The 22,431-nt window shown below is 59.5% G+C and carries 18 protein-coding genes; 13 read left to right on the forward strand and 5 right to left on the reverse strand.

The window, feature by feature from the left end:
* Positions 1-44: 44 nt before the first annotated feature.
* On the forward strand, positions 45-371 hold the full coding sequence (locus Q0601_RS24870; protein WP_441847972.1) for a fumarylacetoacetate hydrolase family protein: 327 nt from the start codon (positions 45-47) through the stop codon (positions 369-371).
* Positions 372-461: 90 nt separating this feature from the next.
* On the opposite strand, the gene Q0601_RS06310 is transcribed toward Q0601_RS24870, so the two are convergent.
* Positions 462-1,355 carry a LysR family transcriptional regulator gene (locus Q0601_RS06310; RefSeq protein ID WP_305288288.1) on the reverse strand — a complete coding sequence of 298 codons (894 nt, stop codon included), beginning with the start codon at positions 1,353-1,355 and terminating at the stop codon, positions 462-464.
* Between the two features lie 172 nt (positions 1,356-1,527).
* On the opposite strand from Q0601_RS06310, the gene xdhA reads away from it, so the two are divergent.
* From xdhA to guaD, 4 genes are read left to right on the forward strand one after another with little or no spacing between them, the layout of a single operon-like run.
* Positions 1,528-2,979 (forward strand): xanthine dehydrogenase small subunit, encoded by a 1,452-nt coding sequence (gene xdhA / locus Q0601_RS06315; protein WP_305288289.1) that lies wholly within the window; start codon positions 1,528-1,530, stop codon positions 2,977-2,979.
* Positions 2,980-2,981: 2 nt separating this feature from the next.
* Entirely contained in the window at positions 2,982-5,282 is a 2,301-nt protein-coding gene (xdhB, locus tag Q0601_RS06320) for a xanthine dehydrogenase molybdopterin binding subunit (protein ID WP_305288291.1), read from the forward strand.
* Entirely contained in the window at positions 5,279-6,019 is a 741-nt protein-coding gene (xdhC, locus tag Q0601_RS06325; protein ID WP_305288293.1) for a xanthine dehydrogenase accessory protein XdhC, read from the forward strand. Before xdhB ends, xdhC begins: the two co-directional genes overlap by 4 nt.
* Positions 6,007-7,296 (forward strand): guanine deaminase, encoded by a 1,290-nt coding sequence (guaD, locus tag Q0601_RS06330; protein ID WP_305288295.1) that lies wholly within the window; start codon positions 6,007-6,009, stop codon positions 7,294-7,296. The genes xdhC and guaD overlap by 13 nt, the downstream gene beginning before the upstream one ends.
* 184 nt (positions 7,297-7,480) lie before the next feature.
* On the opposite strand, the gene Q0601_RS06335 is transcribed toward guaD, so the two are convergent.
* Positions 7,481-8,278, reverse strand: a complete 798-nt coding sequence (locus tag Q0601_RS06335) for a helix-turn-helix transcriptional regulator (RefSeq protein WP_305288297.1) — start codon at positions 8,276-8,278, stop codon at positions 7,481-7,483.
* Positions 8,279-8,430: 152 nt separating this feature from the next.
* On the opposite strand from Q0601_RS06335, the gene Q0601_RS06340 reads away from it, so the two are divergent.
* The 6 genes from Q0601_RS06340 (at position 8,431) to Q0601_RS06365 (ending at position 15,993) form a co-directional block, all read left to right on the forward strand.
* Complete coding sequence (locus tag Q0601_RS06340; RefSeq protein ID WP_305288299.1) at positions 8,431-9,198, forward strand: SDR family NAD(P)-dependent oxidoreductase; 768 nt, start codon at positions 8,431-8,433, stop codon at positions 9,196-9,198.
* Positions 9,199-9,220: 22 nt separating this feature from the next.
* Positions 9,221-10,492: a D-arabinono-1,4-lactone oxidase gene (locus tag Q0601_RS06345; RefSeq protein WP_305288301.1), complete on the forward strand. Its 1,272-nt coding sequence runs from the start codon at positions 9,221-9,223 to the stop codon at positions 10,490-10,492.
* A 62-nt stretch (positions 10,493-10,554) separates the two neighbouring features.
* The gene (eutH, locus tag Q0601_RS06350) at positions 10,555-11,751 is read left to right on the forward strand and encodes an ethanolamine utilization protein EutH (RefSeq protein ID WP_305288303.1); all 1,197 of its coding nucleotides are present in this window, start codon (positions 10,555-10,557) and stop codon (positions 11,749-11,751) included.
* Between the two features lie 255 nt (positions 11,752-12,006).
* Positions 12,007-13,539: a mannose-1-phosphate guanylyltransferase/mannose-6-phosphate isomerase gene (locus Q0601_RS06355; protein ID WP_305288305.1), complete on the forward strand. Its 1,533-nt coding sequence runs from the start codon at positions 12,007-12,009 to the stop codon at positions 13,537-13,539.
* 141 nt (positions 13,540-13,680) lie between these two features.
* On the forward strand, positions 13,681-14,913 hold the full coding sequence (locus Q0601_RS06360; RefSeq protein WP_370656096.1) for an aromatic ring-hydroxylating oxygenase subunit alpha: 1,233 nt from the start codon (positions 13,681-13,683) through the stop codon (positions 14,911-14,913).
* 3 nt (positions 14,914-14,916) lie between these two features.
* Positions 14,917-15,993: an FAD-binding oxidoreductase gene (locus tag Q0601_RS06365; protein ID WP_305288309.1), complete on the forward strand. Its 1,077-nt coding sequence runs from the start codon at positions 14,917-14,919 to the stop codon at positions 15,991-15,993.
* A 62-nt stretch (positions 15,994-16,055) separates the two neighbouring features.
* On the opposite strand, the gene metH is transcribed toward Q0601_RS06365, so the two are convergent.
* The 3 genes from metH to Q0601_RS06380 all read right to left on the reverse strand — a co-directional run bounded on the left by metH (position 16,056) and on the right by Q0601_RS06380 (position 21,073).
* Positions 16,056-18,767 (reverse strand): methionine synthase, encoded by a 2,712-nt coding sequence (gene metH / locus Q0601_RS06370; RefSeq protein ID WP_305288311.1) that lies wholly within the window; start codon positions 18,765-18,767, stop codon positions 16,056-16,058.
* The gene (locus Q0601_RS06375; RefSeq protein ID WP_305288313.1) at positions 18,760-19,803 is read right to left on the reverse strand and encodes a homocysteine S-methyltransferase family protein; all 1,044 of its coding nucleotides are present in this window, start codon (positions 19,801-19,803) and stop codon (positions 18,760-18,762) included. Before Q0601_RS06375 ends, metH begins: the two co-directional genes overlap by 8 nt.
* 106 nt (positions 19,804-19,909) lie before the next feature.
* Positions 19,910-21,073, reverse strand: coding sequence for a deoxyguanosinetriphosphate triphosphohydrolase (locus Q0601_RS06380; protein WP_305288315.1), 1,164 nt, complete (start codon positions 21,071-21,073; stop codon positions 19,910-19,912).
* 69 nt (positions 21,074-21,142) lie between these two features.
* On the opposite strand from Q0601_RS06380, the gene Q0601_RS06385 reads away from it, so the two are divergent.
* Positions 21,143-21,466, forward strand: a complete 324-nt coding sequence (locus Q0601_RS06385; protein ID WP_119751855.1) for a HesB/IscA family protein — start codon at positions 21,143-21,145, stop codon at positions 21,464-21,466.
* A gap of 146 nt (positions 21,467-21,612) precedes the next feature.
* Positions 21,613-22,398 (forward strand): exodeoxyribonuclease III, encoded by a 786-nt coding sequence (gene xth / locus Q0601_RS06390; protein WP_305288355.1) that lies wholly within the window; start codon positions 21,613-21,615, stop codon positions 22,396-22,398.
* Positions 22,399-22,431: the final 33 nt, after the last annotated feature.

The following is a 22,431-nucleotide window of genomic DNA, read 5'->3' on the forward strand; positions in this document are numbered from 1 at the left end:
TGCCTGGTTAATTGTTACGGATCATTCGCCGGACAAAAGGCAAGATGACCGATTGCGTAATCGCTCCGCTTGAACCGGTTTCGGTGCCAGGGGCAAACGGGTCGGGTCGTTTTCCGGTTCGCTGTGTTGATTGCGCAGGACAGAATTATACCGATCATGCCTCCGAGATGAGCAGCGATCCTGATCGTGCCCCGCCGTTTTTCTTTTCGATACCGGTGGATGCACTGCTGACTGATGACGATGATCTGCATTTCGTGGCCGAACTGGTTGTCGCCATATGCAAGGTGGGGCGTGATATCGGTGCGGATGCAGCTGGGAATCATATCCGGGGAGCTGAAGAAAAAGGGCAGAGGCGAATTGGGTCGGGTTAGACAGGCAATAAGCTTGCCAGCAGTGCCGGCCTTGGTCGTGAAGCAGAGGCACGCCCGCAGGCAACTGGATCAGTTCCTGTTCGCGGTAACTCAGAACTTCCTTTTCAACTCTCGAACAGCGTAATCGGCGAACATGCGGACCTTGGGGTCCTGAAGACGGCGATGAGGGGTCAGGCTGCCGAATTGCGCGGGTGGCGGCGGCGTATCGGCCAACACCTCGATCAGCCTGCCTGTCTTGATATCCTCGGCGACCTCGTATCGTGGGCGATTCGCGATGCCTTCGCCCGCAAGCGCCCATGAGGTCAGGACGTCACCGTCATCCGTGTCGAAATGTCCCGATACCATCATTTTCTTTGGCCCTTCATCTGTTTGCAACACCCAGAAATATTCCGGGCTGCGAGGATATCGCAGCAACAGGCAGTTGTGATCGGCCAGATCCTCCGGCTGCGCCGGTGTCCCGTGCCGGGAGAGATATTCGGGAGATGCAACCAGAACGCGCGGGCAATCCGCGATTTTGCGCCATTTCAACGCGGAATCGGCGGGCTCACCCAGAAAGAACGCCAGATCAATGGCATCTTCGACGATGTTCACATTGCGATCCGAAAGCCGCAGGCGGAACTCCACCCCCGGATTGTCGTGACAGAAGGGCGGAATCAGCGGCGCGATCAGCCTTCGGCCCAGCCCAAGCGGCGCGGTCAGCCGGATCACGCCCTGCGGTTTGCCCGAGAATGTGCTGACCATCGCTTCGGCCTCGTCGAGCGTGTCGATCACCCGGCGGGCGTGATCATAGAAGGCGCGACCGATCTCGGTCGGGGTCAGGCGGCGGGTGGTGCGGTTCAGCAGCCGCACGCCGAAACGATTTTCAAGATCCTTGATACGATTCGAGGCGACGGCAGGCGAAAGTCGCAAATCCCGTCCCCCTGCGGTGATCGAACCCAATTCGATCACCCGAACGAAGACCCGCAGACTTTCAAGATAGGACATGAGAATAGCTCGTTTTCAAGGAATCGTGTAAAGTCTTCCGCGTTGAAAGCGATTTCGCAAGGATTCTTTCCGGCTTAGGCTTTCGGACGGGTAAGAACTGTATGTTACGTTGATGGCCTTGGATCCTGTTGAGTGATCATACCCGCCAGTTATCTATGCCAGGGAGAGTGAAATGAAGCCCGAGCTAAGTTTTCTGCTGAACGATCAGGAGGTCAAACTGACCGAGGTCGGCGCTTCGGATACGCTGCTGGATTATTTGCGTGTGGCCCGCCGTCTGACCGGCACCAAGGAGGGCTGCGCCGAGGGCGATTGCGGCGCCTGCACCGTGCTGCTGGGACGCCTGACCGAAAGCGGGCTGATTTATGAGCCGATCAACGCCTGTATCCGTTTTCTGGCCTCGTGCCATGCCTGCCATATCGTCACGGTCGAGCATCTGCACGGACCGGATGGCGGGTTGCATCCGATCCAGAAGGCGATGGTGCAGCATCACGGCAGCCAATGCGGTTTCTGCACGCCGGGGATCGTCATGTCGCTTTACGGGTTGTGGATGAGCAATCCGCAGGCAGGGGCGACTGAGATCGAAGTGGCGTTGCAGGGAAATCTGTGCCGTTGCACCGGCTACGAGCCGATCGTGAAAGCGGCTTTGGCTGCGGGGGCAGAAGGCGGGCAGGCGCAGGATGCCCTGACGGTTGAACGTGAAACCGTCGCTGCGCGGTTGCACGAGATGCGTCGGGGGCGGGTCGAGCTGACCAAAGGTGGCGAGCGCGCGATCATTCCGGCTGATGTTGATGATCTTGCCGCGGTGCTGGAAGAAAATCCCAAGGCGATCATTGTCGCGGGTGCAACCGATGTCGGGCTGTGGGTGACGAAATTCCTGCGCGACATCTCTCCGGCGGTCTTTATCGGGCATTTGATGAAAGGAGTGACCGTTACGGATGGCGAGATCCGGCTTGGGGCGGGCGTGACCTATAGCGAGGCTGCTCCGCTGCTCCGTCGGCACATTCCTGCGGTGTACGACTACCTGTTGCGGATTGGCGGCTGGCAGGTGCGGAACATGGGCACGATCGGCGCGAATATCGCCAACGGTTCGCCCATCGGGGATACGCCGCCCCTGTTGATCGCACTGGGTGCGCGGATCGTCTTGCGCAAGGGCGCGACGCGGCGCGATGTGGCGCTTGAGGATTTCTTTATCGAATATGGCAAACAGGATCGCGCGCCGGGCGAGTTCGTGGAAGAGGTGATCATCCCGATCCAACCCGAAGCGAAAATCGCCGCTTACAAGATCTCGAAGCGCCGCGACAGCGACATCACCTCTGTTGCCGCAGGTTTTCAGGTCATGATTGAAAATGGTATGATAACCGATGCGCGGATTGCGTTTGGCGGCATGGCCGGCATTCCGAAACGTGCCGCACAGGCCGAGGCCGCATTGATAGGGCAGCCCTTTGCCGCGCCCGCATTCGAGGCGGCAGCAACAGCCGTGGCGCAGGATTTCGAACCGCTAAGCGATTGGCGTGCGAGCGCCGATTACCGCCGGGCAGTGGCAGGGAACCTGTTCCGCCGCTTCTGGCTGGAGCAATCCGAAACCGATCTGCCCGTGCGATTGAAATATGCGGTGGGGGAATAACCATGAAAGACGAGATCAGGGGTTTGGCCCATAGCGACACCATCCACGATTCCGCGATCAAGCATGTGACCGGCAGGGCGGAGTATACCGACGACCTGAACGAACCGGCGGGCTTGATCCATGCCTATCTGGGCCTGTCGCAATCCGCGCATGGCATGATCACCGGCGCGGATTTTTCCGAAACGCTCGCCTCGCCTGGCGTGATCGGGGTGCTGACGGTCAAGGATATTCCGGGCGTCAATGACATATCGCCGAACGGCAAGCATGACGAGCCGGTCTTCGCGGATGGGGAAGTGCATTTCTACGGTCAGCCCGTTTTTGCGGTGCTGGCCGAAACCCGCGATCAGGCGCGGCGGGCGGCGCATAAGGCGAAACTTGTTTACGAGGAACTGCCCTTCGCGCTGGATCCCATAGCCGCGCGCGATCAGGGCATGGGCTACGTGACCGAGCCGCTGACATTGAAGCGCGGCGATGCCGGGGCGGCGATGAGTGCCGCGCCGCGCCGGATCAAAGGGCGTTTCGGGATCGGCGGGCAGGATCACTTCTATCTGGAAGGCCAGATTGCAATGGCCGTGCCGGGCGAGGATGACGACGTCACGATCAACGTCTCGACCCAGCATCCCAGCGAGGTGCAGCATATGGTTGCCCATGTGCTGAATGTGCCCTCGCATTCGGTTGTGGTGAATGTGCGCCGGATGGGCGGAGGGTTCGGCGGCAAGGAAACGCAGATGAACCTGTTCGCCTGTGTCGCCGCTGTGGCTGCGAAGAAGTGGAACCGCGCGGTGAAAATCCGCCCGGATCGTGATGACGACATGACTGCCACCGGCAAACGTCACGACTTCGTGGTGGATTACGAGGTTGGCTTTGACGATGAAGGTCGGATTCTTGCCGTTGAGGGGGATTGGTATGCCCGCTGCGGATTTTCGTCCGATCTGTCCGGTCCGGTGACCGACCGGGCGCTGTTTCATGCCGATAATGCCTATTATTACCCCGATGTGCGGATCAGCAGTCATCCGATGCGCACCAATACCGTCAGCAATACCGCATTCCGGGGCTTTGGTGGCCCGCAAGGCGTGATCGTGGCCGAACGGATCATCGAGGAGATCGCTTATGCGCTTGGCCGCGATCCCTATGAGATCCGGCAGAAGAACCTGTATGAGAACGGCCAGTTGACGCCCTATCATCAGGAGGTCACCGACCAGATCCTGCCGCGTATCTTCGCTGAACTGGAAACTGACTGCGATTATCAGGCCCGCCGTCAGGCTGTTCTGGACTGGAACGCGAAAGGCGGCGTGATCCGTAAGGGGATTGCCCTGACTCCGGTGAAATTCGGTATCAGCTTTACCGCGACATGGTTCAATCAGGCCGGTTCTCTGATCCATATCTATTCCGACGGCTCGATTGCCCTGAACCACGGCGGGACCGAGATGGGGCAGGGGCTGAACACCAAGGTCGCGCAGATCGTGGCCGAGGCGTTCCAATGCGATATCTCGCGCATCAAGATCACCCGCACCACGACCGAGAAAGTGCCGAATACATCTGCAACGGCTGCTTCAAGCGGCACCGATCTGAACGGCATGGCGGCGCTTGACGCGGCCGAGCAGATCAAGGCGCGGCTGGTCGAATTCGTGGCCGAGCGCTGGCAGTCCCCGCGTGAAGATGTGCGCTTCGTGCCCGGCCATATCATGGCGGGCGACACGGCGATTCCCTTCGATGAGGTTATCAAGTCCGCCTATATGGCCCGCATCCATCTGTCGGCGGCGGGGTTCTACAAGACGCCCAAGATCCATTGGGACCGCGCGACGGGGCAGGGGCGACCCTTCTATTACTTCGCCTATGGCGCTGCGGTGTCCGAGGTGTCGGTCGACACGCTGACCGGTGAATACGTGATCGACCGCGCCGATGTGATCCACGATGTGGGCCGCAGTCTGAACCCGGCGATCGACAAGGGGCAGGTCGAGGGCGCATTCGTGCAGGGCACAGGCTGGCTGACCTGCGAGGAATTGTGGTGGGACGACAAGGGGCGGCTACGCACGCACGCGCCCTCGACCTACAAGATCCCGCTGGCCTCGGATCGTCCCCGTATCTTCAACGTGAAGCTTGCCGATTGGTCCGAGAATGCCGAGCGTACGATCAAGCGGTCCAAGGCCGTGGGAGAACCGCCCTTCATGCTGGGTATCAGCGTGTTCGAGGCGATCAACATGGCTGTCGCGTCGCTTGCGGACTATCGCGAGCCCGCCCGGCTCGACGCCCCCGCCACGCCGGAACGGGTGTTGTTGGCGGTGGAGCGGCTGCGCCGATGATCCGTGTCAGGATCATATCGGCTCGCGGCTCGACCCCGCGTGAAGCAGGCGCCGAGATGTTCGTCGGTCCTGACAGCGTGGATGGCACAATCGGCGGCGGCCAGCTGGAATATATGGCCATCGACCGCGCCCGGCAGATGCTGAAGACGGGCGAGGGCGAAGCCGAGATGGATATTCCTCTGGGCCCCGAAATCGGGCAATGCTGCGGGGGACGGGTGCATCTTGGCCTTGATCGCAAGGGGCCGGAGCCGCAGGAATACCCAGACGTCCTGATTTTCGGCGCGGGTCATGTCGGGCGGGCGCTTGCGCTTGCGCTGCATCCGCTGCCGGTCAACGCGGTTCTGATCGACCAGCGCCCGGAAGAGCTGTCGCTGGCGGCCAGCGGGCTGGATACCCGTCTCACCCCGCTGCCCGAATCCGAAATCCGTCACGCCCGCCCCGGCAGTTTCATCGTCATCGTGACCCATGACCACGCGCTGGATTTCCTGCTGGCAGCAGAGGCGCTTGCCCGAAACGATCTTGCCTATACCGGCATGATCGGCAGCGCCACGAAACGCGCGCAGTTCGACCGTTTTGCCCACAAACGGGGCATTGATCCTGCGCCGCTGATCTCACCTATCGGAGCCGGATTCTCATCCGACAAACGCCCGGCGGTGATCGCCGCCTTTACCGCCGCCGAGCTGATGGCCCGGCTGAACACAACAGCTTCCATGTCCAGGCACTCATGCAACATCTGATTCGTGGCCGCGTACTCGGCTTTCACGCCGATCCCGCCCAAACTGAAGATAACCACCGCTATCTCGAAGACGGCGCCATTCTGATTGAGGATGGCCGCATTGTCGCGGTGGATGATTATGCCGCGCTTGCCCGACCCGATCTGGCCGTGACGGATCACCGCCCGCATCTGATCATGCCGGGTTTCATCGACCCGCATATCCATTTCCCGCAGGTGCAGGTGATCGCAAGCTGGGGCGCGCAGCTTCTGGATTGGCTGAACAGCTATACCTTCCCGGAAGAGGCACGTTTCAGCGATCGTGGTCACGCCACCCGTATGGCCGGTCTGTTCCTTGATCAGCTTGTGGCGCATGGTACGACCTCTGCCGTTGCCTTCTGCTCGGTCCATCCCGAAAGCGCCGAAGCGCTGTTCGAGGCGGCGGAGGCGCGCAATATGGCGATGGTGGCCGGCAAGGTGATGATGGATCGCAATGCGCCGGACGGGGTTCTTGATACACCACAGCAAGGCTATGATGACAGCAAGCGGTTACTGGAAAAATGGCACGGTCGCGGCAGGCTCCGTTATGCGATCACGCCCCGCTTTGCCATTACCTCGACGCCGGAACAGATGGAGATGGCCGGCAGCTTGGTCCGCGAATACCCGGAATGTCACGTCCAGACCCATCTCAGCGAAAATCTTGAAGAAATCGAATTTACGCTAAATTTATACCCCAAGGCACGGGATTATCTGGATATTTATGAGCGCTACGAGTTGCTTTCGGACAGGCTTTTGCTTGGTCATTGCATCCATCTGCGCGAACGCGAAATCGCCCGGATGGCGGAAACGGGCAGTCGTGCGGTGTTCTGTCCGACCTCGAATCTTTTCCTTGGCTCGGGGTTGTTCGATGAGGGCGGGCTAAGCGCGGCGGGTATCGTCAGCGGAATCGCCACGGATGTCGGTGGCGGAAGCAGCTATTCCATGCTGCAAACGCTGAACGAGGGCTACAAGATCCTGCAACTGAACGGGCAGAAACTGCATCCGCTGAAGGCGTTTCACTGGGCCACTCGCGGAAATGCCGTCGCATTGGGGATGCAGGACCGGATCGGAACATTGGCTCCGGGATCGGATGCGGATCTGGTCGTGCTGAACGTTCATGCTACCGGCGCGATGTCCTTGCGGGCCGAGCGGGCAGAAACGCTGGCTGAAGAATTGTTCATTTTGCAGATCATGGGCGATGATCGCGCGGTTCAACAGGTATATATCGCCGGAGCGCCCGCGAAAGACGTAACGGGCATTTAGTGCCTGTCGCATCTGCCCGGATTGGTTCTCTCTTCTTCTCCTTCTTCTTTGCGATAAATACCTCAGGGGCGCGCCGGCAGGTGCGCCACTGGTTCGAGAACCAGCCGGCGACGGGCAGCGCCCCCGGCCATCGCGGGAGGCAAATAACCGGCGTTTCTGATGCAGTACGGCAGGCTCTTGGGCCTTATTCCACGAGATGTTCAATAAATCGCTGGAAGAGCTCGCTTTGGCTGGAAATGCCAAGGCGGCGATATATGTTGGACCGGTGAATCTTGACCGTGCCTTCCGTAATGCCAAGATGCTCGGCGATTGACAGGCTGCTGTGTCCGCGCAGGATCAACTGAGTCACCGAATGCTGGGCTGGGGTAAGCGCATCCCCGAAAACCTGCTGAAAGACCAGATCGGCATCTCGCCGAGCCGCCGGGGCGTCCGCCTCCGAATTCTGGATGAACGGCCAGTGCTGCCTTATGCTGGCGGCAATGATCGGTGTCAGTCTTGCGAGGGACTCGAATTCGGCATCATCGAATAGCTCGCCACCGCGATTGCGCATCAGTGAATAATTGGCTGCCGTTCCATTGGCGAGGGGAACGATGAAGCCCACTTCCTCGACCAGCGTTCCGGCCTGATCCGAAATACAGGGATGAACCTCGCGCGACCATGCGAATTGCGCGTCATAAAACCGGTCCGGCGCCAGATCGCGCATGCGCCACAGGCCCTCGGTCACGCCCGAGACGCAGGCGGTATAGAAAGGATCCAGAAGATAGGCTCCGCGAAGATAGGAGCGCAGGGCACGACGGTCGACGGTCTCGGAATAGCCGTCATGTATGACGATGGGTCTATGATCGGAACTGAAGACGAATGCGCAGCTCATATCGAATTCCGCCACGCATTCTATCAATGAATCAAGGGCTTGCCCATAATGTACACTTCCAGTGGTCGCGATCGTCTGCGCCACCGCATCGGAAAATCGTTGCGAGATCATCGGCCCGCCTCCGGGCATATAACTTTCGACATATGGCCATTCATGTGCTGTCGCCTAGGCTTTCTCTTACCCGGCCTTGGGAGGGACCGGCCCAGGGTTCCATGGACACGCATTGTGGCCGGGCGTGCAAGTTCTGGTCAAGGGAGGCTGATGTGACAGGAAGATTGGCGGGCAAGGTGGCATTGATTACCGGTGGCGCAGGCGGTTGCGGATTGGCCGCGTCAGAGCTTTTCGCGGCGGAAGGCGCGAAGGTCGGTATTGTCGATCTGCCGCGAAGCAAGGGAGATGACGTTGCCCGGCGTTTGCGCGAGGCAGGTCATGACGTGATTTTCGCCCCTGCGGATGTTTCGGACGCAGAGCAGGTGGAGAATTGCGTCAAGGCAGTAACGGACGCGTTCGGGCCGATCACGGTGCTGATGAATCATGCCGGAATTCTGGCAGCCGTGCCATTCCTCGAAACAAGCGAGGAAGAATGGGACAGGATCATGGCTGTGAATGTGAAAAGCATGTTCCTTGTCAGCAAGGCGGTGCTGCCCGGCATGATCGAGGCGGGGGGCGGCAGCGTGATCTGCACCTCTTCTATTTCAGCGGTGGTCGGCACGCCTATGGAAGTGCTTTACTGCACCAGTAAAGGCGCGTGCCACATGTTCGCGCGCGCTCTTGCCGTAGAGTTCCGGGATCGCAATATCCGATCGAACGCGGTCTGCCCCGGTTTCATCGCGACCGCTCATGGCCTGCGCGAGATCGAGTTGCTGACCAAAAACGGCGTCGATGTATCCGAGGAGGCCATCGCCGCCGCTCAGGGCAGGCTTTGCCGTCCCGATGAGGTCGCGAAAGCTGCTCTGTTCCTGGCCAGCGATGATGCGAGCTTCGTGAACGGGGCGCATCTGTTCGCCGACAATGCCTACACTGCCATCTGATCCGGAAGCAAAGGGGGAAGATATGAACACGTCTTCACATGGGATGACCATCAACGATTTTGGCCTGGAACACGCCCATTGGCGCAACTGGGTCGGTAACCAGTCCTGTGTCCGCGCCGCACGAGGAGCGCCGCAAAGCGAAGATGAGCTATGCGCCATGATCGCCGATGCGACAGCGAAAGGGCTTAATGTCCGGGTTGCCGGCTCGGGTCACAGTTTCACTCCGGTTGCCCTGACCAACGGGCTTCACCTGACGCTGGCCAATATGAAAGGCGTCAAAAGCATCGATCATGAGAAACGCAGGGTGACCGCCTCTGCCGGGACGACGTTCAATGATCTCGTCAAGGTGCTGAAGGCGGAGGGCCTGTCGATGATCAATCAGGGTGATATCGATAGTCAGGCGATCGCAGGGGCCCTGACCACCGGTACGCATGGCACCGGCGCGGCCCTGCCGGTTCTGGCGGATTCCATCGTCGGCATGCGCTTGATCCAGCCCGATGGGTCCGTCCAGATCGTCGATGAAAGCACGCCCGAGCTTCTTCTTGCCAGCCGTGTTTCGCTGGGAACATTGGGGGCGATTTCGGAGATGACGCTGCAACTGACCGACAGTTACCGGCTGCACGAAAAGATTTGGCGCGAGGATTTCGACTCCGCGATGGAGAGGCATGACGAGCTTGCCGAGACGCATCGTCATTTCAGCTTCTTCTGGTGCCCTTATGAGGAAAGCCGGCATTGTTATTGCCTGCCCGACACCTCTGCCACCTCGAAGACGGGGCGCAGTACGGATGTCTGCGAAATGAAGGTCATCGACATCACTGACGCGGAACCATTCGAGACCGAATTCGAGAAGGTCGCCTATAGCTCTGACGTCTATCCGATCGAATATATCGCGAATTTCCACGAGCTCGAATATGCCGTACCGCGTGAACACGGAAAGGATGCCGTGCGTGCGGTTCGCAAGCTGATGCTGGAAGAGTTCCCCGATGCGATCTATCCCATCGAATACCGCTTCACCGCCGGTGACGAGGCGTGGCTTAGCCCCTTCTACCGGCAGGACAGCGTGACCGTCTCGGTTTCGGGCGAGCCGGGCAAGGACTACTGGGACTATCTGCGTGCGGTCGACCGGATCCTGCGGAGCTACGGGTCGCGTCCGCATTGGGGCAAGATGCACTTCCTGACCGGCGAGGATGTCACCTCGATCTATCCGCGCGCCGACGATTTCCGCGAGTTGCGGCGCAAGCTGGACCCGGAAGGGTTCTATCTCAACGACCATCTGGCCCAGCTTTTCCGCTGAGCTTTCGGTGGAAGCGGACTACAAGAATCCGCCCGCCTTTCACCTCGACAGGGAGTTCGCCAATGGCCCATATCGGCACATTCGTTATCTACATCATCATGATTTCGGCGATTATCGGAGCGGTTGCCTCGATCATCGACAGCGAAAGCCCGCTGGGGAAAGAGTTCAATGCGGGTCTTCACGCCATCGGCTATATCTTCATCCCCGTGGCCGGGATCATGGCATCGATCCCTTATCTTTCGGCTTTCGTCACGGCGGTGATCAGTCCGGCCTTTCAGGCAATCAATGCCGATCCGGCCATGGCGGCGACCTCGATCATCGCCGTGGATATGGGCGGTTATCAACTGGCCAAAGAGCTTGCGCTTTCGAACGAGGGCTGGATCATGGCTTCCCTCACCGGATTCATGGCCGGCGCCACGATCATCTTCACCATCCCCGTGGGGCTCGCCATGCTGGACAAGGAGGATCATGAATACATGGCCGTCGGCATCATGTGCGGCGTGTTGTCGATCCCTATAGGCGTGCTGGTCTCTTGCCTGGTGCTGGGCGTGATGGAGGTTGCAATCCGGCCCGAGATCGCAGCCACCGGCGCGGCGACCTATCAGCTGGCGATGGGCATGCTGGGCGTTTTGCGCAACATCGCACCGCTGATCCTGTTCTGCGTGGTCCTTGCGGTGGGGTTGCGGCTGTTTCCGGCATTCATGATCCGGTTGTTCCTAGGGTTCGGGCGGATCATGAACGCGGCCATCACGCTGGTTCTGGTTTTTTCGATCGTAGAATATTTCACCGGGTTCTTTACCTGGGTCTTCGGTCACTGGGGTTTCGCTCCGATCATCGCTGATGAAGAGGACCAGTTCCGTGCGCTTGAAATCGCAGGCTATATCGGGATCATGCTGTGTGGTGCGTTCCCCATGGTCTGGATGCTGAATCATTTCCTGCAAAAACCGATGCAATGGGTGGGAGCCCGGCTGGGCCTGTCATCGGCAGGCACGGCCGGTCTGCTGGCCGCCTCGGCCAATGTGCTGGCGATGTTCAGGCTGATCAAGGACATGCCACCGCGCGACAAGGTACTGGTGATCTCTTTCGCAGTCTGCGGTGCCTTCATGTTCGGGGACCATCTGGCCTTCTCGGCGAATTTCCAGCCGACAATCATTCTGCCATTGCTGCTTGGGAAACTGGCGGGCGGTGTGGCAGGGTTTGCGCTTGCGGTCTGGGTATTGGCGACCCGGTCCAGGCAGCCGTTGGCGTCAAGCGGCTGAAATCGCTTCGGTCGCACCAAGCCCGGGGCTGCGAAAGCGTTTGAACGCCTGCAGCCGGCGGGCCTGGACCAAAAAACGGTGAAACAGGATCCCGCATTCCTGCGTATTTCCTTTCCACGAATCCTCGCCATAATATCGACAATTGTAGTCATCTCGTTCACCGGCCAGCCGATCTCGGTTATATCTGTCAGCAAGGCGCAATGCGGTGATCGGGTCATCGCTGCGCCATGTTCAGGGTAATTGGGACATTGGCCGATGACGGATCATGTTTTGAGAAAAATCACCCCGGTTTTGCTGGCAGGGGGGGCTGGTACGCGGCTCTGGCCGGTCTCCCGCAGGACATTCCCCAAGCAGTTCTCATCACTTACGGGCGATGAAACGCTTTTTCAGGCAACGATACGCCGGTTTGTCGGGCCGGACTATACCCGGCCTCTGGTCATGGCAAACGAGGATTTTCGTTTCATCGTGTCCGGACAGCTTGAACAAATGGGCGTTTCGGGGGCGACAATCGTCGTGGAACCGGTTGGCAGGAACACCGCGCCGGCGATATTGGCCGCTGCGCAAATGGTTGCCGCCGGGAATCCTCGTGGTCTGGTTCTGGTCGCACCCTCGGATCACATGATTTCCGATGCCGTCGCGTTTTCGGAAACCGTGATGAAGGCGGCGGAAATTGCGGAAACCGGCCGGATCGTCGTTTTCGGTGTCCGGCCCGACCGACCGGCTTCCGCCTATGGCTATCTCGAACTGGCCGAGGAAGAGGGCGATTTTCAGATGGTGCGCCGTTTTGTCGAAAAGCCGGCAACCGATCACGCTGCGGATATGCTTGCCCGCGGCAATTGCCTTTGGAATGCGGGAATATTCCTGTTTCAGGCGCAGACCATGATTGACGAGTTCCGAAACCATACGCCGGAATTTCTTGCGCCGGTTCAGGCATCTCTCGATCTGGCCCGACGCGACACCAATTTCCTGCGGCTCGCTGATGCGCCCTGGCGGGAACTGCCGGATAGATCGTTAGATTACGCGATCATGGAGAAATCCGGGAATATTGCGGTTAGCCCACTGACTTGCCCATGGGCCGATCTCGGCGGATGGGATTCCGTCTGGCAGGAGACGGTGGCGGCCTGCCCGAACGGGAATGCAGTTGTTGCAGATGGCGGCTCGACCGCGATCGATTGCCAGAATGTGTTGTTGCGTTCGGAGGGCGACGATCTGCAGGTGGTCGGTATCGGATTGCGGGATACGATCGTTGTGGCCACCAGCGATGCGGTTCTGGTGGCGGATTTGAAGCGGGCGCAGGATGTACGCCTGGCCGTTGACGCGCTTGCCGCGAAACGGCGCAAACAGGCCGTCGCATTCCCGCGGGATTACCGCCCCTGGGGGTGGTATGAGACGCTGGCGCGCGCCGATCGGTTTCAGGTCAAACGTATCATGGTCGAACCGGGTGCGTCGCTTTCGCTGCAAAAGCACATGCACCGGTCAGAGCATTGGGTGGTCGTTTCCGGAACCGCACTGGTGACGATCGATGACGACCAGCGACTGGTAAGCGAAAACGAGTCTGTTTACGTGCCACTGGGCGCGGTTCACCGGATGACGAATCCGGGCAAGGTACCGGTCATCCTGATCGAGGTGCAGACCGGTGTTTATCTGGAAGAAGACGATATCATCCGCTATCACGATCAATATGCGCGGCCGGTTCATCCGCGAATGCCCGTGGATGGGGGCGGGGCAGAAATCCTGCCGTCGGCTGCACAAGCAGACGTGAATAGCGCAGCGCACCATGTGTCTTAATCCGTCAATGTTGTGTCGCAAATTGTCCTTATGGCCCGGCTGCAGAGGTTAGATTGGTAAAACAGGCAGTACGACTCAGCGGTTGTAGAGCCTGTGTCAACCAAGTCGCGCATGATGCGCATGTCACAAGCCAGGTACGTGATGATCACAGCACCCTCTACCGCAGAACTGATCGCGGCCCGAAAGCCCGGCTTCTCGCTGCCGCGCGATCTTTACTGTAGCCAACAGGCATATCAGGACGATCTGGAGCAAATCTGGTATCGCGAATGGCTGTTCGCGCTGCCTTCCTGCGAGATTCCCGCCACCGGCAATTTCGTTACGTTGAATGTCGGGCAATATCCCGTGATTGTGGTAAGAGGCGCGGATGGTCGCATTCGTGCCTTTCACAATGTCTGTCGACATCGTGGGCAGCGGCTATGTCCCCGGACCAATGGCACCAATCCGAAGCTGGTTTGCCCTTATCATCAGTGGACCTATGATCTGGACGGCAAACTTCTTTACGCGCGCGATATGGGTGAAGGGTTCGATCCGGCGAAATTCGGGCTGAAATCGATTCACTGCGTCGATCTGGGCGGAATGGTCTTCATCTGTCTTGCGCAGATCCCACCCGCCATCAATGAGCTCGCCCAGAATCTGATGGCCTATCTCGCCCCCAGCGGGCTTGCGGATTCCAAGGTTGCGTTCAGTTCGACCATCATCGAGAAGGGCAACTGGAAGCTGGTGATGGAGAATAACCGCGAATGCTATCATTGCGGCGGCTCGCATCCTTCGCTTTGCCGGACCTATTCGGAAGATCCCGAAATGACGGTGATGGAGGGGCCGCATTCCGCCAGCGATGTCATTCTCGAACATTGGGATCGTTGCGATGCCGCCCGGCTGCCCGCCCGTTTCGTGAGCGCGCCGGATCTGCAATGGCGCATGGCGCGGGTGCCGCTGATGGATCATCAGGAAAGCTTCACCATGTCGGGCAAGGCCGCCGTCGCGCGGCGGATGGGGACGATTCCGTGGAACGATGCCGGGTCGCTGATGTTCTATCACTTCCCGACCAGCTGGAACCATCTTCTGCCCGATCATGCCATTCTCTTCAGAATCCTGCCGATCAGCCCGACCGAAACCGAAGTCACGACCAAATGGCTGGTTCACAAGGATGCCGAGGAAGGGAAGGATTACGACCTGACCAAGCTGACCGAAGTCTGGCTGGCGACAAATGACGAGGATCGTCAGGTGGTCGAAGAAAATCAGGCTGGCATCCTGAGCCCCGCCTATGAGCCCGGCCCTTATTCTCCGCGGCAGGAAATGGGGGTTCTGCATCTGATCGATTGGTATTGCGGAGTGATGAGCAGCCGGTTGGCGCTACAGGCGGCGGCGGAGTAAGTGATGGTCAAGCAGCGTATAAACTGGTCGGCCGAGCCGTGGGACGATTCCGAGCTTCTGGAATTTACCCAGATGGTACCGGAAACGGCGGATACCGCGACATTCACCTTTCGCGCGCCGTCCGGTGCCTGGTTCGATTACGAGCCGGGGCAGTTCATCACGCTGGACCTGCCCGTGCCGGGCGGGAATGTGCAGCGGACCTATACGCTTTCTTCTTCGCCTTCGCGACCGATGTATGTCTCGATCACCGCGAAGGCGCAGCCCAATTCGATCGCGACGCGGTGGATGATGGATAATCTGAAGCCGGGAATGCAGATCAAGGCTTACGGTCCCGCCGGGATTTTCAGCCTTCAGCGGCATCCGGGTGAGAAATATCTTTTCATTTCTGCCGGTTCCGGAATTACGCCGATGATGTCGATGACGACTTGGCTGTGGGATTCGGGGAAGAAACCCGATGTCGCTTTTCTTCATGCGGCCCGGCGTCCATCCGATGTGATCTTCAAAGAGCAGTTGCATCACATGGCGAACCGGGAATCCGGTCTGCAGTTGCATATCACCGTCGAAGAGCATGACGAGTTTCAGTCATGGCACGGTTATCGGGGCAGGATCAGCCAATTGATGCTGGGTCTCATGGCGCCCGATTACCTGGAGCGAGAGGTGTTCTGCTGCGGTCCCGAGCCTTTCATGCAGGCGGTGCGGGATATCCTTATCTCGCTTGGCTTCGACATGGATCATTATCATCAGGAAAGCTTTGGCGCGCCGGTCGAAACCGAAGCCGAGGCCCCGGATCTGGATGATGTCGTGCCAGACGAGGAAGCCAGATCAGAACTGGTATTTGCGGCATCCGGGATCAGTGCGCGCTGCAACGAAACCGATACCGTTCTGGCCATTGCCAAGGCAAGCGGGCTGAATATTCCCTCGGGCTGTACATTCGGCCTGTGTGGCACCTGCAAGACCCGCAAGCTCGAAGGCGAGGTACATATGGTTCATAACGGCGGCATCTCGGACGAGGATATCGAGGCGGGGTATATCCTGGCCTGCTGTTCGAACCCGATCGGGAAAGTCGTTGTGGATATCTGACAGAGCACGGGGGATTGTTTCCCCCGGCCCCTTCATCTCCGATCAGTAGCGATAGCTACCCATCAGGCAACCGCATCCTTCGGTGTATAGTTGAGGATCGGCGTCAGCCAGCGTTCGGTTTCCCTGAGCGACATGCCTTTGCGGGCGGCGTAGTCGCGAACCTGATCCTCTTCGACCTTGGCGACACCGAAATAATAAGCCTCGGGATGTCCGATATAGAACCCCGAAACGGACGATCCGGGCCACATCGCCATGCTTTCGGTCAGCTCGACGCCCGTCGCGTTGGTTGCGTCAAGCAGGCTGAACAGAGTCAGCTTTTCGGTGTGATCGGGCTGGGCCGGATAGCCGGGGGCAGGGCGGATACCGTCATAACGCTCGGCAATCAGGTCGGCATTGCCAAGGTTTTCATCCGGCGAATAACCCCATAATTCGCGGCGCACACGTTCATGCAGCATCTCGGCCATGGCTTCGGCGAAACGGTCGGCCAGCGCCTTGACCATGATCGAGGAATAATCGTCATTCGCACGCTCGAACCGGGCGGCGATCTCGGATTCTTCGGGTCCTGCGGTGACCACGAAGCCGCCGACATAATCGGGTCCGCTGCCCTCTGGTGCCACGAAATCCGACAATGCCACATTCGGGCGGGTGCCGCGTTTCCACACCTGCTGCCGCAGGGTGTGCAGCATTGTCAGCGTCTCTGTCCGGTCTTCGCCGGTATAAAGACGGATATCGTCGCCTACGGAATTGGCAGGCCAGAAACCGACCACGGCGCGGGGACGGAACCAGTTGCCCTCGATGATACGGGCAAGCATTTCCTGCGCCTCGGCGAACAGGGCACGGGCGGCCTCGCCCTGTTTCTCGTCATCGAGGATACGGGGGTAGACGCCTTTCATTTCCCATGTCTGGAAGAACGGCGTCCAGTCGATATAGCGGGCGATATCCTGCAAATTCCAGTCATCGATGATACGTGTGCCGGTGAAAGACGGGGCATGCGCGGAAAAACCGGTCCAGTCCAGTTTAAGGGCGTTTGCCCGCGCATCGGCCAGCGGCAGGCGTTTCTTGGCTGCTTCCGAGCGCTCATGGCGTTCGGCCACATCCAGATATTCGGCGCGGATATTCTTGATATAAGCTTCCTGTTGTGAAGGGCTCAACAGCGATGACACGACCCCCACGGCCCGGCTGGCATCGGTGACATAGATTGCCGTATTTTTCTGATATTGGGGGGAAATCTTGACCGCAGTATGGGTCTTTGATGTCGTCGCCCCACCGATCAGCAGCGGGATGTTGAAGCCTTCACGCTCCATCTCGGAGGCGACATGCACCATCTCGTCCAGAGACGGGGTGATCAGGCCGGAAAGGCCGATCGCGTCGACATTCTGTTCGCGCGCGACCTCAAGGATTTTCTGCGAGGGAACCATCACGCCAAGGTCAATCACCTCGTAATTGTTGCAGGCCAGGACGACGCCGACGATATTCTTGCCGATATCGTGGACATCGCCCTTGACCGTGGCCATCAGCACCTTACCCGCAGTTTCGCGGTCACTGCCGCCATTCAGGCGCTTTTCCTCTTCCATATAGGGCAGCAATATGGCGACGGCCTGTTTCATCACGCGGGCGGATTTGACCACCTGCGGCAGGAACATCTTGCCTGCGCCGAACAGATCGCCGACGACATTCATGCCCGCCATCAGCGGCCCTTCGATCACGTCAAGCGGTCGGGCGGCCTGTTGCCGCGCCTCTTCGGTGTCGGCCTCGACATATTCGGTGATGCCGTTGACAAGCGCATGTTCAAGCCGCTTCTCGACCGTAAATTCACGCCATGACAGGTCTTTTTCACGTTTTGGGCCGCCAGCCTCGCCACGGTATTTTTCGGCAATCTCCAAAAGCCGCTCGGTGGCGTCGTCGCGACGGTTCAGAACGACATCCTCGCAAGCCTCGCGCAGTTCGGCGTCGATCTGGTCGTAGACCGCAAGCTGTCCGGCATTGACGATGCCCATATCCATCCCGGCCTGAATGGCGTGATACAGGAAAACGGCATGCATTGCCTCGCGCACAGGCTCATTGCCGCGAAAACTGAAGGACAGGTTCGAGACGCCGCCCGACACATGGGCATGCGGCAGGTTCTGGCGGATCCAGCGGGTCGCCTCGATGAAATCCACGCCGTAATTGTTATGTTCTTCGATCCCGGTCGCAATGGCGAAGATATTCGGGTCGAATATGATATCTTCGGGCGGGAATCCGATTTCCTCGGTCAGAATCTTATAGGCGCGGGCGCAAATCTCGGTCTTGCGCTTGAAGGTGTCGGCCTGTCCGGTTTCGTCGAAGGCCATGACGACCACCGCGGCGCCATAGGCCAGACACAAGCCCGCGTGATGCCGGAACTGGTCCTCGCCTTCCTTGAGGCTGATCGAGTTTACGACGGATTTGCCCTGCACGCATTGCAGCCCGGCCTCGATCACCTCCCATTTCGAACTGTCCAGCATGATCGGGACCCGGGCGATATCGGGTTCGGCCGCAAGGAGATTCAGGAACTCGACCATCACGGCTTTCGAATCGATCAAGCCCTCATCCATGTTGATATCGATGATCTGGGCGCCATTTTCGACCTGATCGCGGGCGACTTCCAGCGCGGTGGCGTAATCGCGTTCTTTGATCAGCTTGCGAAAACGGGCCGATCCGGTGACATTCGTGCGTTCCCCGACATTCACGAAGGGAATGTCAGAGGTCAGGACAAAGGGTTCCAGCCCGGAAAGGCGCAGAAGGCGTTCAGGCATATTCAGGCACCTTTCGGGGGCTGTGTTCGGCCACGGCTTCGGCGATGGCGCGGATATGTTCAGGGGTCGTGCCACAGCAGCCGCCGACCACATTCACCAGCCCTTCGCGGGCGAACTCGGCGACCTGCTGGGCGGTATCCTCGGGGCCTTCGTCATATTGACCGAAGGCATTGGGCAGGCCGGCATTGGGATAGGCGCAGACCAGCGTATCCGCCACGCCGGCAATCTCGCTCAGATGCGGGCGCATGGCTTCGGCGCCAAGAGCGCAGTTCAGGCCAACCGTCCAGGGCCGGGCGTGGCTGACCGAATGCCAGAAGGCCGTAGGCGTCTGGCCCGACAATGTGCGGCCCGAAGCATCGGTGATCGTGCCCGAGATCATCAGCGGCAATTGCCTGCCATGCGCCTGCATCGCCTGCCCGCAGGCGAAAATCGCCGCCTTGGCGTTCAGCGTGTCGAAAATGGTTTCGATCAGCAGGATATCCACCCCGCCTTCGATCAGGGCGGTAGCCTGTTCAAGATATGCCACGCGGAGGCCGTCAAAGCTGATGGCGCGGAAGCCGGGATCGTTCACGTCCGGGCTGATGGATGCCGTGCGGTTGGTCGGGCCAAGGGCTCCGGCGACATAGCGCGGCCTGCCGTCTTCCGCAGTCGCGCGGTCCATGGCGCGGCGTGCGGCCTGCGCACCGGCAACATTCAGGTCATGTACCGCCGCCTGCAACCCGTAATCCGCTTGCGCGATCGTGGTCGAGGAAAACGTGTTCGTTTCCACGATTTCTGCCCCGGCCATGGCAAATTTGTAATGGATCTCCTCGATCACCTTGGGTTGGGTGAGGCTGAGCAGATCGTTATTGCCCTTTTGCGGATGCTCGGTCCTGTGGCGCAGAGATTGACCCGAGGAGGTGCCGGTAAAATCACCCTCGTCCAGTCCCAGCGTCTGGATCTGCGTGCCCATGGCCCCGTCCAGAATCAGGATTCGCTCATGGGCGGCGCGGTTCAGCGCCTCGAATACGGGGGAAAGGGTCAGTTTGCCGCTCATTGCTCTTATCCTTGCTCAGGCCAGCAGTAACATAGGCAGTGTGTGACCCGCCCGCAAATTCATAATTTTCTACAAGATCATGAGGAGGATTGATAATTCATTGGGATTATCTGTTCAGTGACGAAAACAATCGCTGATGCTCGGCAATCGCATAGCGATCGGTCATGCCCGCGACGTAATCCAGAACGATACGGGCGCGTTCGGTCTTGTTGCCGGCCTGCTCGGCGGCCTGCCGCCAGCCTTCCGGAAGCTGCGCAGGATCGTTCAGGAACAGTGGAAACATATCGTTGAGAATAGCGGTGACCTGATGGCGTTCATCCACGACCGAGGGCGCGCGATACATCCGCTGAAACAGAAAGGCCTTGATTGCCTTGATATTCTGATACAGCGGTTTCGAGAACCGGATGATCGGTCCGTCCATGTCGCGGATTTCCTGCGCCGACCGGGGTTGCAGCCCGGTCAGCCGGTTTTGGGCCACGGCAATCACATCCTCGACCATCACGCCGAAGACCCGGCGCAGGGCCTCGTGCCGTCGCCGCATGCGATCCAGTCCGGGATGTAGCCGGTCCACCTCGGCAAAAGCCGGACCGATGACGGGTAGCTCGGCCAGTTCCTCTTCAGCGAACAGACCGGCGCGCAGCCCGTCATGCAGGTCGTGATGGTTATAGGCCACATCATCGGCGACCGCCGCGACCTGCGCCTCGGCGCTTGCATTCGTGTGCAGTTCCAGATCCCATGCGGTATTCACCTCGGCCAGCGCGTAGGGTAGCGGACCGGTCACCGGGCCGTTATGCTTGGCGATGCCTTCCAATGTCTCCCATGTCAGGTTGAGCCCGTCGAAATCGGCGTAATGCCGTTCCAGCATGGTGACGATCCGCAATGCCTGCGCATTATGGTCAAAGCCGCCATACGGCTGCATCAGCGCGGCCAGCGCATCCTCGCCCGTATGACCGAAGGGCGGGTGTCCCAGATCATGCGCAAGGGCGACGGCTTCGGCCAGATCGGTGTTCAGTTCCAGCGCCCCGGCTATGGTTCGCGCAACCTGCGCGACTTCGATTGTATGGGTCAGCCGGGTCCGGTAATAATCGCCGCGATATTCCTCGCCGTCATGCTCGACAAAGACCTGCGTCTTGTGCTTCAGCCGCCGGAAAGCCGAGGAATGGATGATCCGGTCCCGGTCCCGTTGCCATGGCGAGCGGAAGGTCGATAATTGTTCGGACCACAGCCGGCCTCGGCTGTCTTCGGGTTGGCAGGCATAGGGTACAGTCATGGACCATCCTTGCAGGGTGTTCGACGCAAGCCTATATTCCCATTAAGCAGACGAAAACGGGAACGCCCCATGAACGTGCCTCCGAAAGTGACCGAACGGGCCTTTGCCCAACTGGCCGAGATCAATGCCGATACCGATCCCCGCCCGCTTCGTGTGGCGGTTGCGGGGGGCGGCTGTTCAGGATTCCAGTACGATATCCGGCTGGATGACGCCGAAGACGACGATCTGATTCTGGAAGGTGGTGGCCAGAAGGTTGTGGTCGACCCGGTGTCGCTGCCCTATCTGACCGGCGCGGTGATAGATTTCACCGATGAACTGATCGGAGCGCGTTTCACGATCGAGAATCCGAATGCCACCTCTAGCTGCGGCTGCGGTACGTCTTTCTCGATTTGAACTATTAGCCTTAACCGCTTCTTCTTCACGGAAATATCCTCGGGGTAGGCCGATCCGTCCGGATCGGACGGGTGGCGGACAGCCCCCTGCTCCAAAAGACCTGCGCGGCGCTTGCCAATTCTGTCGCAGCGCCCCACTATGTCGCCATGAAAATCGCATCCTTCAATATCAACGGCATCAAGGCCCGTATCAATGCGCTGACCGACTGGCTGGCCGGGGCAGATGCCGATGTCGTGGTTCTGCAAGAGATCAAATCCGTTGACGAGACCTTCCCGCGCGCGCATTTCGAGGATCTGGGCTGGAATATCGAAACGCATGGGCAAAAGGGCTTCAACGGGGTGGCGATCCTGTCGAAGCTGCCGCTGGAAGATGTGATCCGCGGCCTGCCGGGCGACGATGGTGATGAACAGTCCCGTTATATCGAAGCGACCGTAACAGGCGCGCAGGCGGTTCGGATCGCGGGATTGTATCTGCCGAACGGCAATCCGGTGCCGGGACCGAAATACGACTACAAGCTTGCCTGGACGGAGCGGCTGCGGTTGCGTGCCCAGGAATTGCTGGCGGCAGAGATGCCGGTCGTGATGCTGGGCGATTTCAATATCATCCCCGAAGCACGCGACGCCGCCAGTCCCGAGAAATGGCGGGAAGACGCATTGTTCCTGCCGCAAAGCCGCGCGGCCTTGCGCAGAATCGTGTGGCAAGGCTGGACCGATGCGATCCGCGCCCGCGATCCGTGGTCCACACGCGGTCCCTTTACCTTCTGGGATTTTCAGGGCGGAGCGTGGAACAAGGATGACGGTATCCGGATTGATCACATGCTCCTGTCGCCTCAGGCGGCCGATCTGCTTGAGGAAACCGGAGTAGACCGCGAGGCCAGGGCAGGGGAAAAACCCAGCGATCATGTTCCGGTCTGGGTGCGCTTGTCTGCGTAGACGATATCCGGTCTTCCCGTTCCGATGCGCCCG

The organism is Paracoccus wurundjeri, assembly GCF_030678915.1.
Classification (GTDB): domain Bacteria; phylum Pseudomonadota; class Alphaproteobacteria; order Rhodobacterales; family Rhodobacteraceae; genus Paracoccus; species Paracoccus onubensis_A.